This is a genomic window from Sphingomonas sp. OTU376 (genome assembly GCF_038440415.1).
In the GTDB taxonomy this organism is placed as follows: domain Bacteria; phylum Pseudomonadota; class Alphaproteobacteria; order Sphingomonadales; family Sphingomonadaceae; genus Sphingomonas; species Sphingomonas kyeonggiensis_A.
Genome location: NZ_JASATQ010000088.1, coordinates 1 through 16696 on the forward strand (window position 1 = coordinate 1; position 16696 = coordinate 16696).

Annotated in this window: 9 protein-coding genes; 4 read left to right on the top strand and 5 right to left on the bottom strand. The window is 68.4% G+C overall.

What is annotated here, in order from left to right; genetic code table 11:
• Positions 1-43: 43 nt before the first annotated feature.
• The 4 genes from AAHM44_RS22670 to AAHM44_RS22685 form a co-directional block, all read right to left on the bottom strand.
• Complete coding sequence (locus AAHM44_RS22670; protein ID WP_342251412.1) at positions 44-685, bottom strand: response regulator transcription factor; 642 nt, start codon at positions 683-685, stop codon at positions 44-46.
• The gene (locus AAHM44_RS22675) at positions 682-3675 is read right to left on the bottom strand and encodes a sensor histidine kinase (RefSeq protein ID WP_342251413.1); all 2994 of its coding nucleotides are present in this window, start codon (positions 3673-3675) and stop codon (positions 682-684) included. The genes AAHM44_RS22670 and AAHM44_RS22675 overlap by 4 nt, the downstream gene beginning before the upstream one ends.
• Positions 3676-3791: 116 nt before the next feature.
• The gene (locus tag AAHM44_RS22680; protein WP_342251414.1) at positions 3792-6782 is read right to left on the bottom strand and encodes a glycosyl hydrolase family 28-related protein; all 2991 of its coding nucleotides are present in this window, start codon (positions 6780-6782) and stop codon (positions 3792-3794) included.
• 64 nt (positions 6783-6846) lie between these two features.
• Complete coding sequence (locus AAHM44_RS22685) at positions 6847-7077, bottom strand: helix-turn-helix domain-containing protein (RefSeq protein ID WP_269576481.1); 231 nt, start codon at positions 7075-7077, stop codon at positions 6847-6849.
• A 318-nt stretch (positions 7078-7395) separates the two neighbouring features.
• Between AAHM44_RS22685 and AAHM44_RS22690 the strand changes: the two genes are divergently transcribed.
• Together AAHM44_RS22690 and AAHM44_RS22695 are read left to right on the top strand one after the other, a co-directional pair.
• A complete protein-coding gene (locus AAHM44_RS22690; RefSeq protein ID WP_342251415.1) occupies positions 7396-8736 on the top strand; it encodes a GntP family permease in 1341 nt (446 codons plus the stop codon).
• A 43-nt stretch (positions 8737-8779) separates the two neighbouring features.
• Positions 8780-9457 carry a FadR/GntR family transcriptional regulator gene (locus tag AAHM44_RS22695; RefSeq protein ID WP_184168485.1) on the top strand — a complete coding sequence of 226 codons (678 nt, stop codon included), beginning with the start codon at positions 8780-8782 and terminating at the stop codon, positions 9455-9457.
• A 132-nt stretch (positions 9458-9589) separates the two neighbouring features.
• Here AAHM44_RS22695 and AAHM44_RS22700 read toward each other — a convergent pair whose 3' ends face one another.
• A complete protein-coding gene (locus tag AAHM44_RS22700) occupies positions 9590-10117 on the bottom strand; it encodes a gluconokinase (protein WP_342251416.1) in 528 nt (175 codons plus the stop codon).
• A 158-nt stretch (positions 10118-10275) separates the two neighbouring features.
• On the opposite strand from AAHM44_RS22700, the gene AAHM44_RS22705 reads away from it, so the two are divergent.
• Positions 10276-13341: a glycosyl hydrolase family 28-related protein gene (locus AAHM44_RS22705; RefSeq protein WP_342251417.1), complete on the top strand. Its 3066-nt coding sequence runs from the start codon at positions 10276-10278 to the stop codon at positions 13339-13341.
• 110 nt (positions 13342-13451) lie between these two features.
• Positions 13452-16433 (top strand): TonB-dependent receptor plug domain-containing protein, encoded by a 2982-nt coding sequence (locus AAHM44_RS22710; protein WP_446746016.1) that lies wholly within the window; start codon positions 13452-13454, stop codon positions 16431-16433.
• The last annotated feature ends 263 nt before the right edge of the window (positions 16434-16696 follow it).

The following is a 16696-nucleotide window of genomic DNA, read 5'->3' on the forward strand; positions in this document are numbered from 1 at the left end:
CGCCCCCCCCCGGGGAACAGGAAGCGCTAAACCTCGATACGCCCTAGCGATCGATATAGCCCCGCCGCGTCGCCACCGTCACGGCGTGCGTGCGGTCATGGACGCCCAGCTTCTCGAAAATGGTCTTGAGCTGCGCCTTGATGGTGTCGACCGACAGGGTCAGCCGCCAGGCGATCTGCTTGTTGGGATGGCCCTCGGCAACGAGGCGCAGGATCGCTGCCTCGCGGTCCGTCAGCGGCTCGTCCAGCGCATGCTCGGCCAGCGCGTGGGCGATGTCGGAACAGACCACCCGGCGCCCGGCATGTACCGAACGGATCGCGTCGATCAGCTCGCTTCGGACGCAGTTCTTCAGCAGATAACCGGATGCCCCTGCCCGGATCGCGCGGATCGCGTTCGCATCGCCGGGATAGGTGGTGAGCACCAGGATGCGCGCGTCGCCGGACAGCGCCCGGATCTTCTCGATCGCCTCGATGCCGCTCATGCCCTGCATCTGGACGTCCATCAGCGTGACGTCCGGCGCGAGGTCGCGGAACTTCGCGATCGCGTCCGGGCCGTTGCATGCCTCGCCGATGGCCTCCATATCGTCCTGCCGCGCCAGCAATCCGGTCACGCCTTCGCGCACCACGGGATGATCGTCCACCACCAGGACGCGGATCGGCGAGGCACTAAGCGAGGCAACGGTCATCCACGGCTCCACAGGCGTGCTAGCAGGCTGCGCTTCTCGGCCTTGTACGCGATTCCGCCAGGCACCGTGAGCAGCAGTTCGGTACCCTGATCCGCCGAGGGGCGGATGACAAGGCTTCCGCGCAGCCTCCGCGCCCGTTCGCGCATGCCCGCCAGCCCGTAATGCCCGGTGCGGCCTCGCGCCGCGAGCTCGGGGTCGATGCCCACGCCGTCGTCGGCGATGCGCAGCGCGAAGCTCGCGCCATAGTCGATCTCCACCTCGACGCGCCGGGCGCAGGCGTGCCGCCAGATGTTGAACAGCGCTTCGCCCGCGATGCGGCCGGTCTCCTCCAGCGCCGGCGTGTCCAGCGCGCGGGGCGTGCCGTTGATGGCGACGCATATCTCGACGTCGGGGCCGAAGCCCTGTCGGGCGATCAGCTCCCGGATGACCTGCTCGATATCCGCCGCCTGGCGGGAGCGCAGGTCGAGCACCCGGTCGCGTCCCTCGGCGATCACCCGGTCGGCGGTGTCGATCGCCTGCAGCAGCGCCGGGCGGCCGGGCTGCTTCGCCGGTAGATCGTCGACCGCGAGCTGGAATCGCAGGGTCAGCGACTGGATCGCCTGCAGCAGTGTGTCGTGCAGCTCGCGGGCGATGCGCTCACGCTCCTCGAAGCGCTCCGCCATGCGCAGCCGGATGCGGCTGGCGACCACGCGCATTCGCATCGAATAGGCGAGCCAGAGCAGCGCAAGCAAAGCGGCGGCGCACAGCAGCCGGAACGGCCAACTCTGCACGAAGGTGGGGCGGATCTCGAAGCCGATCTCGGCACCGCTCCGGTTCCACACACCGTCATTGTTCGCGGCGATTACATGGAAGCGATAGCTGCCCGGGCCGAGATTGGCATAGGAGGCCACGCGCCGGGTGCCGGCGTCCACCCAGCCATCGTCCACGCCGTCCAGCCGATAGCGGAAGTGCACGCGCTGCGGCACCGCGAGGCTGAGACCGGCATAGGCGATATCGAGCGCGCGGGTGCCGGGCGGCAGGGTCAGGCTGCCCGGATCGCGCCAGCTTCGTCCGCCGCTGGTCAGTGAACGGATCGTGACGGGCGGAGGGAGAGCGTTCTGCTTGAGCGTCGCCGGATCGAAATAGCCCGCGCCCTGGCGGTTGAGGAACCAGACGCGGCCGTCGCCGGCGACCGTGCTCTGCAGGCCCGCAAAGCCTGCATGTTGGGCCGCGCTGACCAGCCCGTCCTGCGAGTTGAACAGCGTGCGCGGCAACGGCGCATGCGGGTCCTGGAAGGCGCGGTCCAGGTCGGCGGTGGCCACCCGGGAGATGCCGGTGCGGGCGACCAGCCAGGTCTCGCCGCGCGCGGTCTGCACCAGGCTTCGCAGCCAGATCAGCCAGGGAAAGCGGCTCTGGTCGAGCCGGGTCAGCTTGCCGTCGCGCAGGCGCACCAGGCCCCGATCGTCGCTCAGGAAGATGTCACGCGTGCCGGCAGCGAGCATCGTGGCGGTGCCGAAGCCCTTTCTCAGGGTGAGGCGATCGCCCTCGAGCGTGGTGAAGTCGGGACGGCCGGTAAAGGCGATGCCGCCCGCGGGCGTGGCGATCATGTCCCACACACGCTGCTGCGCGAGCGCTCCGGTGGCATGGTGCCAGCCCCCCACGTCGCGCCAGACCAGCGGCTCACCGAAGATGGCGACCCACAGCCGGCCCTGGCCATCCTCGGCGCAATAGGTCGATGTGCCCTGACCGGGAAAGCCTGGTGCGGTCTCGATATGCTCGCCCACAATATGGAGTGTGCGGGCGTTCTGGACGATCCAGATGCCGCCGGCACAGGCGCGGCACATCGACAGGTTGCTGCCGTCCAGCTTCAGGATCGGCCGGGGCGCTCCCCCCGGCGCGATCCGGAACAGCGTGTCGTTCGATTCGATATAGACGCTGCCGTCGCTGGCGCCGGCAAGCGCCAGGCCGTGGACCGGGTCGGCCGGAATGGCCAGTTCCTGCGTCGCGCTGGCGCGGCGGAACTGGTCGATGCCGGTCTCGGTGGCGATCCAGACGCTGCCCTCGCGATCGACGAATGATTCATAGCTGAAGTCCGAGGTCAGCCCGTTCGCCGCGTCGAACGGGTAGGCGGTTGCCCTCGCGCCGGCGGCCGACGGAATGTACGAGATGCCGATGGACGCGGTCGTGCGCCACAGCCCGCCCTGCCGGTCGAAACTCAGCGTGGCGGAGCGGACGTTGGGGGCGGAGGGGAACTGGATGGCACGCGCGGGCGCCCGGCCATGTCCGTCGCGCACCATGCGCGTGCCCGTCCCGTCGGAGACCCACAGCGCGCCGGACGGATCCAGCGCGATCCTCGGCCTGCCCGAGACGCGGTCGGGCAGCAGCTGGAAGCGGGTCGTGCCCGGTGCGAGATAGGCGAGGGCGCCGCTGTTCCCGCCCTGGTGGGTGAGCGCGATCCACACGCCGCTATCCGGCGCGATCACCAGCCCCATGACCGCGCCTTCGGGCCGCCCCAGCTTTTCCCCGATCGACTCCCATTTTCCACCGCGCAGGCGCCTGAGCTGCGTGTCGAACCGTCCGGAGGCGACCCAGATCGAGCCGTCCGGCGCCTGTGCCATCGGGCCGATCGAGGCGGGCGGGGCGGGCAGGTGCATGTCGACGAGCCGCCCGCCGCGGTACATCGCCACGCCGCCATTGCCGCCCAGCCCCACCCAGAGCGTGCCGTCGCGGCCGGCCAGCAGCCCGGTCGGCTCCACGCGTCTCCGCGCCGCGTCGGCGGGCCAGTCGATCCGCTCGAAGCTGATTCCGTCGAACCGGTAGAGCGCGTCGCCCGCCAGCCAGATATAGCCGTCGCGGGTCTGGGTGATCCTGAAGACCCCGTTCGGCGCGCCTTCATCGGGACCCCAGCGGACATGCTTCAGCCCGCCGAACCCCGGCGGCGAGACCTGCGCCTGGAGCGGTATCGGCGCGAGCAGGCAGGCGGCGAGCAGCGCCCGGGCACTACCCGCCAAACGTCCCCGCCAGCCGACGATCCCCCGCCAAATCATCCAGCCCCGCGCCCAGTTCGTCCCCGTTCTGGTAGCGATAGCAAAGCCGCGGGCCCTTCTCCAGCCCGCGGCGGTGCGGGTCAGAGGCGCACGGCATAGAGCGCGTGATGCGCGAGGATGAACAGGGTGCGCCCGTCCGCCCCGCCGATCACCAGTTGCAGCGGCCGCTCGGGCACGTCGATGCGGCGGACCGGCTTGCCGGCGGCGTCATAGACGAACACCTGCCCGTTCGCGACATAGAGCGTGCCGTCCTTGTCGCGAGCCACGCTCTCGCCGCCGCGATCCGCGACGATGCGCAGGTCGGTCACCGTCCCGTTCGCGCCCACCAGCCCGCTATAGGTGCGGTTCTCCGAGCCGTTGGTCAGCGTCACCCGCTCGCCCGGCCGCGCCGCGACCAGTCCGTGCGCGTCCAGCGTGTCCGACCAGCGCCAGCCATTGTGATCGTCCGGCCCCTGGTTCCACACCCGGAATGCCGGCAGCACCAGCGACCCGTCGGGCGAGACATATTCGCGCATCTTGGGCGTGGCCATCGCGCGGGTGAAGAAGTCGGCGATCGGCGGGAACTGGTAGGTCTCCGGATCGATCCGGTCGGCGAACTCGCCGTTGGCCCACATGTTGACCGGCAGCAGCGTCGCCGCGCCGTCCTGCACCCTGGCGGCGGTCGGGTCGATCACCCGCACCGCGCCGGGCCTGGCCGGATCGATGCTGTAGACCGTGGCGTCATGCCCGGCCGAGGACAGCACCAGCAGATGGCCCGAAGCGTCCACCGCCAGGTTCACCGGATCGAGCGGCGCATCCGCGACGATGGTCAGGCCTTCCTTCTCCGACCAGCCATGAATCCGCTGGAACTGCCGGTCGATGAAGTAGAGCTTGCCCTTCGCATCCGTCGCAGCGCCCGCGATCGAATAGAAGCCGTCGGCCAGCTTGCGCACCTCCGGCGATACCGGCACCGGCGTCCTGCCCGGTGCGACCGCGCCGACATCGAGCCGGGCGAACTCGCGCTCGCGCACTTCCTGCCCGCCGGTCACGTCCTTTATCGCATTCTCGAACGGATATTTGCTCGCCCGCAAATAGGTGCCGCAGCCCTTGTCGTCGCAACTGGCAAAGCCGCTCTCGGCGTTCACATGGACGTTGCGGAAGCGGATGTCGCTCGAGTTGGTGAGCTTCACCGCCGCATCCATCGGCTTGATCGAGCGCGTGACCCGGTAGCCGTGATAATTGGCGAACAGGATGTTGCGCGAGTTGCGGAACTCCGTCGAGATCGCGTTCACCCCGTCGCGCACTTCCTGCTCGGTCTGCGGCGCATGGAACTCCCAGTTCTCGACATGGTCGAGCACGATCTCGGCCCGGTAGTGGTGCTCGGCCGACAGCTCATAGACATAGCCGGGCGTCGTGGTGTCCGAGACATAGAAGCCCGCCGAGGCCAGCGTGTTGGGCGACCAGACCGCCGCGAAGGTGCCGCCGCCGCCATCGGTCACCCAGATGCTCGGATGCTGGCCGTCGAAGCGCGCCTTGGGGTCGCCGAAGCCGATCGGGCTGCCCTTGGTGAGCACGGTGCCGCCGCCGCCCTGGATCTTGACGTCGTTGACCATCGAGGCCGCGCCCGCCTTCCACAGCAGTGCCGTGGCGCGCGGATTGACCCCGCCGGTCCACAACCCGATGCCCGAGACGATCGCGTCGCCGCCTTTGGCACTTGCCAGCAGGGCCTTGGCGCTGCCGACCCCGGCATAGGCCGGCGTCTCGTCGGGCAGGTAGAGATGGGTGAGGCTGGGGTGCAGCGAGATCAGCACGCTGTCCGGCCGCAGCCGCAGCGTGTCGGTCACCCGGTAGCGGCCCATCGGCAGATAGACCACGCGGTGGGTATCGATCGCCTTCTGCAACGCGGCGGTATCGTCAGTCTCGTCATCGCCCTTCACGCCCAGGTCGCGGGCATTGGCCCATTCGCTGACCGGGGGCAGGGCGCGGATCGCCGGCGCGGGGCGCTTGGGCATCTTCGCCAGCGGTGCCATCGACAGGTCGGTGGCGAAGGCGCCCATCGCGCCCAGCCCGGGCAGCTTGAGCCCATAGGAGAAGTCGCTCACCCGGTAGGCGCGGCCCTGGCCCGCCACCGTCCGGCCGCTGTCGCGGAAGCGGGCGAAGACCGGCGTGTCCTGCGCCACCGCGTTCATGAAGCCCACCTGGGTGAACACGCTGTTCTCGTTCGAGATCAGCACCCCGGCCTGGGCGACATTCTCGAAGCGCACGTCCTTGCCCCACAGCGAATCCGAATAGCCGCGGTCGATCTCGATCCCCACCGGGGTGTTGCGGATCGCGACATTGACCAGGGTCAGGTCAACCTCATGCTCGCGGATCGCCGCGTCGCGCTGCCCCTCGAACTCGGAATCGATCAGCGTGAACTGCCAGGCGGGCGAGGTCTTCTCGGTCAGGATGCCGTAGCGCCCGCCATAGAAGCGCAGATTCTCGCACTCGTTGCCGGCCTGGTAGATGCCGGCCAGCCCCGATCCGAGATGGAAGTCGACATGGCGCAGGAAGCCGTGCTGCGCGACGCGAAAACGCACCGCGACCGCGCCTCCATTGCCCTTGCCGATCTCGAAATCGACATTGGACAGCGCTGAATAGAAGGTGCTCGACGTCGCGTCATAGATGTCCGGATTGGCCGGCACGCTGGTGGGCGGCGGCACCGGCACCTTGCCGACGCGGTACTGGTCCTCGCCGGTGAAGCTGACCATGGCCGCCACGCCCTTACCATAGCCCGGCGTATCGTCGCCCAGCACGATCACCGGCCTGGTGGCGCCGACGCCGAACACGCGCACGGCCGAGCGCACGAAGATGGTGCGGCTGATCCGGTAGCGGCCGGAGGGCAGGAAGACGACGCCGCCCTTGCCGCCTATGGCCGCCGCGTCGATCGCCTGCTGCAGCGCGGCGCTGTCGTCGGCGCGGCCGTCGCCCACGCCCTTCACGGTGATCGCGCGCGGATCGTTCGGCTGGGTCCGGTAGACCGAGGTCGATTGGGCAAGCGCGGGAAGCGGGCACAGCAACAGGGCCGCGCAAAGCAGGCGGAAGGCCTTCATGAACCTCTCCCGGAATGGGCTGATGGAAAGACAACAGGGCGCGGGCAGGGCCGCGCCCGGGAAATCAGGCCTGGCTGAGCGCCAGGCTCTGCGCCGCGATCGCCACCTGGGTGCGGTTGCGCACGTTGAGCTTGCGCATCAGCGCGGTCATGTGCGCCTTCACCGTCGCCTCGGCGATGCCAAGCTCATAGGCGATCTGCTTGTTGAGCTGCCCCGAATGCACGCCCCGCATCACCTTGAGCTGGGTAGGCGTGAGATGCACGGGCCGGCCCGCGCCATCAATCAGATGGGGCATCGCGGCCGAAACTGCCGCCTTCTGGCTCGCTTCCTGAACGGTCACCTTCATCGATCCTCTCCCCGAGGCGCATGGCGTCATGCTCGCGGATCGGCGGTTCTGCACGATCCCTGTCCATGTTCCGTTTTATGGAATCGGTTGGACAGGTTTTAATATGTTCCCCAATTGGTAACGGTAGCAAGCCTTTTTCGTTGCCGATTTGCAAAAACTTGTCATACAACTCCGTGCGTCCAACGAGCTTGTGATAAAAAGCCGAGGACTTCCGGGGAGGACAACGATGTCAGGATTCGCGTTCGATTGCGCCCAGGGGATCGCCGAATGAACGGCGAGGATATCCGGCTGGTAATCGCCGCGGTCGCCGGCATCGTCCTTGCGATCCTGCTGATCGTCCGCTGGCGCCTCCATCCCTTTATCGGCCTGCTCGTCGGCGCCTTCGCCGTCGGCCTGTTCGCTGGCCTGCCGCTCGGCGACACGGCCAAGGCGGTGCAGAAGGGCGTGGGCGATATCGTCGGCGGCACCGGCCTGGTCGTGGCGCTCGGCCTGTCGCTCGGCGCGATGCTCCATCTCTCCGGCGCCGCGGCTTCGCTCGCCACCGGCGCGCTGCGGCTGACCGGGCCCAGGGCCGCGCCCTGGGCGACGCTCGGCATCGCGATCGTCATCGGCCTGCCGCTGTTCTTCGAGACCGGGCTGGTGCTGCTGCTGCCGATCGTCGTCGCCGCCGCCAAGGCGATGCCCGACAATGGCGATCCCGACGGTACCAAGCTGCGGCTCATCATGCCCGCGCTGGCCGGTCTCGGCGTCGTCCACGCGCTGGTCCCGCCGCATCCCGGCCCGCTGCTCGCGGTCGAGGCGCTCAAGGCCAGCCTCGGCCTGACCATGCTCTACGGCGTCATCATCGCCATCCCCATCGCGATCCTCGCCGGACCCGTCCTCGCCAAATTCGTCACCCCCGGCGTCAAGCTCACCGAACCGGTGCTGAGCGACCCGGTGCACGACCTGCAGCCGCCGCACCGCGCGGTCTCGCTGTTCATCGTGCTGCTGCCGATCGTGCTGATCGCCACCGGCGAGCTCGCCAAGCTGGTGCCGGCGCTGGCCAATTCGCCCCTGCTCGCCGCCGCCGCCAATCCGGTGCTCGCGCTGCTCATCACCAACCTCCTCGCGCTGCCGCTGCTGTTCGGCCGTCGGCTGGGCGAGGAAAGCATCCAGGATGCTATCTGGTTCGAGACGATGGGCGCGGCGGGGGCAATCCTGCTGGCGATCGGCGCGGGCGGCGCGCTCAAGCAGGTGCTGGTCACCGCCGGCCTGTCGGACCTGCTGGCGCGGCTGGTGATGATGTACTCGATCTCGCCGCTGCTGCTCGGCTGGCTGGTCGCGGTCGGCATCCGCCTGGCGGCCGGATCGGCGACGGTGGCGACGATCACCGCGGTCGGCATCATGCCGGGCGTGGTCGCCGCCTCGGGCGCTTCGCCCGAGCTGGTCGTGCTCGCCATCGGCGCGGGCTCGGTGTTCTTCAGCCACGTCAACGATCCCGGCTTCTGGCTGGTCAAAGGCTATATGGGCACGACCACGGCGGACACCTTCCGCACCTGGTCGCTGCTCGAGACGGTGATCTCGGTCGCCGGTCTGGTCATGGTGGTGGGGCTCAGCTACCTTGTCTGAGACGCGCCCTGGAGAAAATCGAGGCGCGAAGAAGAGAGGCGCCGTGCAGGAGGGCAGGCTCGCCGATCGCGCCTATACGGCGATCGTCGGGATCATCAACGAAGACGATCTGGCGGTCGGCGACCGGCTGCCGTCCGAGGCGCGGCTGGCCGAGCTGTTCGGCATGTCGCGCACGATCGTGCGCGAGGCGCTGGTCCGCCTCGCCGCCGACGGGATCACCGAGGCGCGGCGCGGTGCCGGCTCCTATGTGAAGCGCCGGCCTTCCGCCCGGCTCGGCTCGCACGTGCCGATGGACGGGCTGGCGGCGACGCTCGGCACCTATGAGGTGCGCTTCGTGCTGGAAGCCGAGGCCGCGCGCCTCGCGGCGCAGCGCCGCTCGCAGGAGCAGATGGAAGAGATCGACGCGGCGCTCGAGGCGCTGCGCACCGCCTTGCTCTCCAGCGCGCCCGCGCATGACGAGGACTGGCGGCTCCACCGCGCCATCGCCGAGGCGACGGGCAACAGCGCCTTCATCTCCACCTTCGATCATCTCCAGCATGACGTGATGGGCATATTGCGCGCTGGCGTCGACATCTCGCGCTCGCGCCCGCCCGAGGTGATCGGATCGATGATGGAGGAGCACGACGCGGTGGTCGACGCGATCCGCGCCCAGGACGGCGACGGCGCGGCACTCGCGATGCGCTGGCACCTCTCCCAGGGCCGCAAGCGCCTGATGCCCTGACGCTCCAACCGTCGTCCAATACCCCCAAACCGTCATGCTGAACTCGTTTCAGCATCCAACGTGCAACAACGGATGTCTTCGCGGGTGGAGGGTTGGGCCCTGAAACGGGTTCAGGGTGACGATATCCAGCCTCTACGACCCAAGCTCCGTCCGCAGCCACGCGAACACTTCGCCGCAAAGCGCATCGACCGGCCGATAGCAGTGCAGCGCCAGCGCGCGCTCGTCGCCGTCCGGGCGCTCCAGCGTTGCGAACTGGCTGTCGAGCAGGCTCGGCGCCATGTAATGCCCGGCGCGCGCGGCCAGTCGCGGCGCGATCTCCGCTGGCTCGCCGTCGAGCAGGATGAAGGCGATCGGCACGCCCGCCGCACGTTCCAGCCGTTCCCGGTAGCTGCGCTTGAGCGCAGAGCAGGCGGCGACCGCGATGCCGCGCTCGCGCACCGCGCCGCCGATCGCCGTGCCCAGCCGGTCGAGCCAGGGCCAGCGGTCGGCATCGTCGAGCGGCTGGCCGCCGCGCATCTTGGCGACGCTCTCGCTCGAGTGGAAATCATCGCCCTCGAATGCCGGGGCGGCGAGATAGGTGGCGAGATGGCTGGCCAGCGTTGATTTGCCGCAGCCGCTCACGCCCATCACGACGACCGCGCAGGGGAGCAATCCGGTCATTTTTGGCTGCGCTTTCACGTCGTTCCCCGGCTTCGGACAGGACGCTAGATGTTCGCATGCGGGCGCTTTGACCATTGCGACCTTTGTCGCGGTCGTCCGGGTCTGGGCGCGCGCGTATCCGCGTGTCAGGATTGGCCATAACAAAAGAGGGGACCGGCATGATCGGCGGGATTCGATGGGGCGCCGCGGCGTCGGTGATCGCAGTGGCGGTGTCCGCGATGCCCGCCCAGGCGCAGCGGGTCCGGTCGGTCTCGGTCTATGCGACGGCGCCGAACGATCCTGCCGCGGTCCTGGTCAAGGCGAAGGGCGACGGCGTCGCCGACGACAGCGCCGCGATCCAGTCCGCGATCGATGTGGCGGCGGCGAAGCCCGGCGGCGGCATCGTCTTCCTGCCCTCGGGCCGGCACCGCATTACCCGCACCATCTATATCTGGCCGGGCGTCCGCCTGTTCGGGGTGGGCAGGACGCGGCCGGTCTTCGTGCTGGCACCGAATACGCCGGGCTTCCAGCAGGGCGTCGGCAGCATGGTCTTCTTCACCGGCAACCAGCCGAACGGCGCGGCGCCGGGGGCAGGCGGGGTGCCGCTGCGCGGCAAGGTCCCAGTGCCGCCGCCGACCAGCGTGCCGTTCAATCCCGACATTGCCGACGCCAATTCGGGCACCTTCTATTCCGCGCTGGCCAATGTCGATTTCGAGATCGGCGCGGGCAATCCGGCGGCGACGGCGGTGCGCCAGCATACCGCGCAGCACAGCTATCTCGCGCATATCGACTTCCATCTCGGCTCGGGCCTCGCCGGCATCTACCAGGTCGGCAATCTCGGCATGAACCTGCGCTTCCATGGCGGGCGCTACGGCATCCTTGCGGAGAAGACCTCGCCCGCCTGGCAGTACACGCTGCTCGATTCGAGCTTCGACGGGCAGCGTGATGCGGCGATCCGCGAGCATGAGGCGGGGCTGACCCTGGTCAACACCGTCATCCGCAACACGCCCGTCGGCATCGATATCGACCGCGGCTATGGCGACTGGCTGTGGGGCAAGGACGTCCGCTTCGAGAATGTCTCGAAGGCCGGCGTAATCATCAGCAACGAAGGCAATGCCTATACTCAGATCGGCTTCGACAATGCGCTGGCCAGCGGTACCCCGGTTTTCGCAAGCTTCCGCGACAGCGGCAAGACGGTGGCGGGCTCGGGGCCGAACTATCGGGTCAAGGAATTCACCTATGGCCTGACGCTTGCCGGCCTGAACCAGCCGGGCCGCTACGAAACCCGCATCGCCGCAGCAGCGCTGCCCAAGCTACCAGCCCGCCGCGACCCCGCCATCCGCGCCTTCCCGGCAGTCACCAGCTGGACCAGTGTCCGCGACCTCGGCGTGAAGGGCGACAACGCCACCGACGACACCGCCGCCCTTCAGAAGGCGATCGATACGCACCGAGTCCTCTACTTTCCGGCAGGCTTCTACCGCGTCACCGACACGCTGAAGCTGCGTGCCGACAGCGTGCTGATCGGCCTCCACCCCAGCCTCACCCAGATCGTCCTCGCCGAGGACAGCCCCGCCTATCGCGGCGTCGGCCCTGCCAGGGCGCTGATCGAGAGCGCGAAGGGCGGCGACGCGCTCGTCTCCGGCCTCGGCTTGTTCACCGGTGGGCAGAACCCGCGCGCCACCGCCCTGCTCTGGAAGGCCGGTGCGAAATCGCTGGTCGATGACGTCAAGTTCCAAGGCGGCCACGGCACCAACCTCGCCGACGGCAGCCGCTTCGATCCGTACAACGCCAACCACACGGCGGACGCCGACCCGAAGAAGCGCTGGGACGGCCAATATTCCAGCCTCTGGGTCACCGATGGCGGCGGCGGCACCTTCAACGGGTTGTGGACCCCCAACACCTATGCCCATGCCGGCCTCTACGTCTCCGACACCGACACGCCCGGCTTCGTCTACGAGATGTCCGCCGAGCATCATGTCCGCGCCGAGATCGTGCTCGACCGCGTCCGCAACTGGGAGTTCCTCGCCCCCCAGACCGAGGAGGAAGCCGGCGAGAGCCGCAACACCGTCGCGCTCGAGGTGCGCAACTCGCGCGACATCCTGTTCGCCAATTTCCATGGCTACCGCGTCACCCGCTCGCTCCAGCCGGCCCCGGCGGCGGTCAAGCTCACCAACTCGACCAACATCCGCTTCCGCAATGTCCATGTGAACGCCGAGAGCGGCTTCTCGACCTGCGACGCGAATGGCTGCGGCACCTATCTGCGCGCCAGCAAATATCCCTATTCGAACGCGATCGTCGACGTGACCCGCGGCGGCGAGGTGCGCGAGCGCGAATTCGCGGTGCTCGACGTGACCGACGCACCCACGCCCGCCGCCACGCCTTCGCTCGCCCCGGTAACCCAGCTCGCCACCGGCTTCGGCGCACTTGGCGGCGGCGCGGTGGACGGCACGGGCAAGCTCTACTTCGTCGACCGCCCGTTCCAGCGCATCCATGGCTGGTCCGAGAAGGAAGGGCTGACCATCGCCGCCGACGCCCCGCTCGACGCGATCAACCTCGCGGTCGATCGCTCGGGCCACCTGCTCGTGCTTTCCTCGATGGGCCCGGCCGCCACCGTCTACAGCGTCGATCCGGCCAGGCCCGCCGAGGTCCGCCTGATCGAGCCGACAGTCGTTACGGAAGGGAAGGGCGCCCAGGTCGCGCTCCCCGGCAGCTTCTGGAACAATGGCGAGTTCCGCGACCAGTATGACGCGAGGACCGACCATTTCACCACCCTCGCCGAGATGTTTGCGCGCGACATGGCCGTGCCCAAGCCGCGCGAATATGTCTCGCCCGACGGCAGCCTGCGCCTGCCGGCCTTCCGCGTCTGGCAGCAGGGCCCGTCCGATCATCTCGGCTGGCGCTTCTCCGATACGCTCGACACCTATGGCTGGGTCACCGGCAAGCCCGGCGAGCGCGTCCACCTCGCCAACGGCTCGGAGAACCGCACCTATACCGGCCTGCTCGGCGCGGGCGGCGCGGTCACCGATCTCAAGCCCTTCGCCCCGCGCGGCGGCGAGAGCGTCGCCGTCGGGCCGGACGGGCGCGTCTACATCGCGAACGGCGATGTCTTCGTCTATGCGGCCGACGGCAGCGAGCTCGGCCGCATCACCGTGCCCGAGCGTCCGCTGCAGCTCCTCTTCGGCGGCACGGACGGCAGGACCCTGCTCATCCTCGCGCATCACGGCCTCTATTCGGCCCGTCCCTGAACCGGCCCGGCGGCGTCTGCGACCATGGTCGTAGATGCCGCGCCCACCCCGATCAGATAAGGTTCGGACACAATGGCACAGACCATGTGACGATAACGATCAGGGGATGGATGATGGGGAATAGCTTCACCCGCGGTGCGTTGCTCCGTGATAGCGCTACCAGTCTCGCCGCGCTCGCCGCGGCGCTGTGCTGCACGCCGGCCTTCGCGCAGACCGCACCGGCACCGGCACCGGCGCCGCAAAGCCAGGAGGCGCCCGCCGCCGCGCCGCAGGACGACAGCGCGGCCAGCGACAATGGCCAGATCATCGTCACCGGCACCCGCATCATCGCGAGCGGCTTCAACGCGCCCACGCCGACCACGGTGATCGGCGAGGAGCAGATCGCCAGCAACGCCCAGCCCAACATCTTCAACACGATCGCCCAGCTGCCCTCGCTCCAGGGCTCGACCGGCGCTTCCACCGGCACGTTCAGCACGTCGAGCGGCCAGCAGGGCCTCAGCTCCTTCTCGCTGCGCGGCCTGCAGGCGATCCGCACGCTGACCCTGCTCGACGGCCAGCGCGTCGTCGGCGCCAACGTCACCGGCGTGCCCGATATCAGCATGTTCCCGCAGCTGCTGGTCAAGCGCGTCGACGTCGTGAACGGCGGCGCCTCGGCCTCCTATGGCTCGGACGCGGTCGGCGGTGTCGTCAACTTCATCACCGACACCCACTTCACCGGGTTCAAGGCCAATATCCTCGGCAGCATCACCCGCTACAACGACGACAAGACCGGGCTCGCCCAGGCGGCCTTCGGCACCTCGCTGTTCGACGATCGCGTGCACCTCGTGGTCAGCGGCGAATATGACAATGAAGGCGGCGTCGGGCCGGGCAATTTCGGCACCGATCTCGCCGGCGACCGCGACTGGTTCCGCGCCTCGACCTTGCTCGACAGCCGGGTCACCACCGGCGGCGCGCCGCAATATACCTATAGCGACTACGCCCAGTCCTATCAGTATGCGAAATACGGCCTGATCACCAACGGGCCGCTCCAGGGCGTCGCGTTCGACCAGAACGGCGTCCCCTACAACTTCAACTATGGCTCGAACGGCGTGCCCCAGGGCAACGGCACCGTGTCGAACTGCTATCCGGGCAACAGCTTCTGCGTCGGCGGCGATCTTTCGGGTGGCGTCGGCTCGGGCGCCTCGCTCAAGTCCTCGCTCGAGCGCATCAACGGCTATGGCCGGATCGGCTTCGATTTCGCCGACGGCCAGGAATTCTACGTCACCGCCAATGTCGCGCAGGTGCTGACCAGCAACCAGCCGAGCCCCGGCTATAACCGCGTCAACCTCACCATCTCCTGCGCCAACGCCTTCCTGCCCCAGTCGATCAAGGATCGCTGCGGCACCGCCAACATCACCTCCTTCGCCTTCGGATCGAGCAACGGTTCCTTCCCCAGCCCGAAGGTCAGCACCGACCGGCGGCAATATCGCTTCGTCGCCGGCGTGAAGGGCGCGCTCGGCAGCAAGTGGCATTACGACGCCTATTATGAGCGCGGCACCACCAAGTCGTACATCGATGTCGATCACATCGTGCTGCAGAACCGCTATGCCGCAGCGGTCGACGCGGTCATGCTCAACGGCACCGTCGTCTGTGCCAACGCCCAGGCGCGCGCGCTCGGCTGCCAGCCGATCAACGTCTTCGGCGGCGCGGCGCCGTCCGCCGCGGCGCTCGCCTATGTCCAGCCGGAGAACGGGCCGTTCCAGCACACCACGCTGACCCAGGATGTCGCGAGCGTGAACTTCTCGGGCGAGGCGTTCGACCTGTGGGCGGGGCCGCTCACGGTCGCGTTCGGCGGCGAATATCGCCACGAATATTACCGGGTGAACGCCGATCCCTATGGCGCCGGCGTCTCCGCGATCAGCCCGAACTCGGCCGCCTATCCCGCCGATCCGCTGCTCAATTCGGCGCAGGGCAGCAACTATGCGGCGGGCAACTACAAGAACGGCAACGGCGCCTACAGCGTCTATGAAGGCTTTCTCGAGCTCAACCTGCCGCTGTTCGACGGGCCGATGGGCAAGGCGAACCTCAACCCCGCCGCCCGCATGACCCATTACAGCACCTCGGGAACCGTCTGGGCGTGGAAGATCGGCGGCACCTGGGATACGCCGCTCGACGGGCTCCGCTTCCGCGCCGTGACCTCGCGCGACGTCCGCGCGCCGAACCTTTCCGAACTCTACGCCGCGCCCACCGTCACCACGGTGCCGAGCTTCGCCAATCCCTATGGCCCGACGGTGCAGATCTTCCAGAACACGGTCGGCAACCCCGATCTGAAGCCGGAAATCGCCCGCAACACCGAACTGGGCGTGGTCTATTCGAACCCGTCCTGGCTGCCCGGGCTCAGCCTCTCGTTCGACTATTACAGCATCAAGCTGAAGGGCGTGATCTCGACGCTTTCGGCGGCGCAGATCGTCCAGTTCTGCCATGACGGCCTCACGCAATTCTGCGGCGGCTTCGTGCTCAACAGCCCGACCCAGGGCGGCAACTTCGTCAACGTCCAGCCGTTCAACCTCGCCTCGTGGAAGACCAGCGGGTTCGATATCGAAGCGAGCTACCAGTGGAAGCGGCCGCTGGGCCTGCCCGGTTCCTTCACGGTCCGCGCGCTCGGCACGCATGTCCGCGAGTTCCTCGTCGATGCCGGCGTGAAGGGTGTGGACGTCGTCGATCAGGCGGGCGCCAACACCGGCAACACGCCGCACTGGAAGTGGCTCGCCGTCCAGTCCTATGACGGCCCCGGCTTCACGCTGATGGCGCAGCAGCGCTGGTTCTCCGACGGCGTGTACGGCAACCAATATGTCGTCTGCCAGTCGGGCTGCCCGGTCTCGACCACCAACCACCCGACGATCAACACCAACACGATGAAGGGCGCCTTCTACTTCGACGTCGGCGGCTCGGTGAACCTGACGGGCAACATCACCTCCTATTTCAAGGTCGACAATCTCTTCGACCACGATCCCGCGCCGTCGCCGCAGACCAACACCGGCCTCGACGTGAACCCGGCGCTCTACGACACGCTCGGCCGCACCTATCGCGTGGGTGTCCGCCTGAAGTTCTGATCGCCTTCCGAACTCCCCTCTGGCTTGGCGCAGGGCCGGTCCCTCCGCCAAGCCTGCTCTGTTTGGGGAAGGGGAGGGCGCTGCGGGACAGCGGCAAATTCCCCTCCCTGGAAGGGAGGGGCTAGGGGTGGGTGGAGGCCTGGCGATATGTCAGGGCAAGCCCGGCGTCACCATATCGACATCCAGCCCTTCCAGTTCCCCGGGGGGGGGGGGGGGGGGGGGGGGGGGGGGGGGGGGGGGGGGGGGGGGGGGGGGGGGCCGCG

Excerpts from the sequence above, each read along its gene's own strand:
- AAHM44_RS22680 (WP_342251414.1), bottom strand. The coding sequence starts at position 6,782 with ATGAAGGCCTTCCGCCTGCTTTGCGCGGCCCTGTTGCTGTGCCCGCTT.
- AAHM44_RS22670 (WP_342251412.1), bottom strand. The coding sequence starts at position 685 with ATGACCGTTGCCTCGCTTAGTGCCTCGCCGATCCGCGTCCTGGTGGTG.
- AAHM44_RS22700 (WP_342251416.1), bottom strand. The coding sequence starts at position 10,117 with ATGACCGGATTGCTCCCCTGCGCGGTCGTCGTGATGGGCGTGAGCGGC.
- AAHM44_RS22690 (WP_342251415.1), top strand. The coding sequence starts at position 7,396 with ATGAACGGCGAGGATATCCGGCTGGTAATCGCCGCGGTCGCCGGCATC.
- AAHM44_RS22705 (WP_342251417.1), top strand. The coding sequence starts at position 10,276 with ATGATCGGCGGGATTCGATGGGGCGCCGCGGCGTCGGTGATCGCAGTG.
- AAHM44_RS22710 (WP_446746016.1), top strand. The coding sequence starts at position 13,452 with ATGATGGGGAATAGCTTCACCCGCGGTGCGTTGCTCCGTGATAGCGCT.
- AAHM44_RS22685 (WP_269576481.1), bottom strand. The coding sequence starts at position 7,077 with ATGCCCCATCTGATTGATGGCGCGGGCCGGCCCGTGCATCTCACGCCT.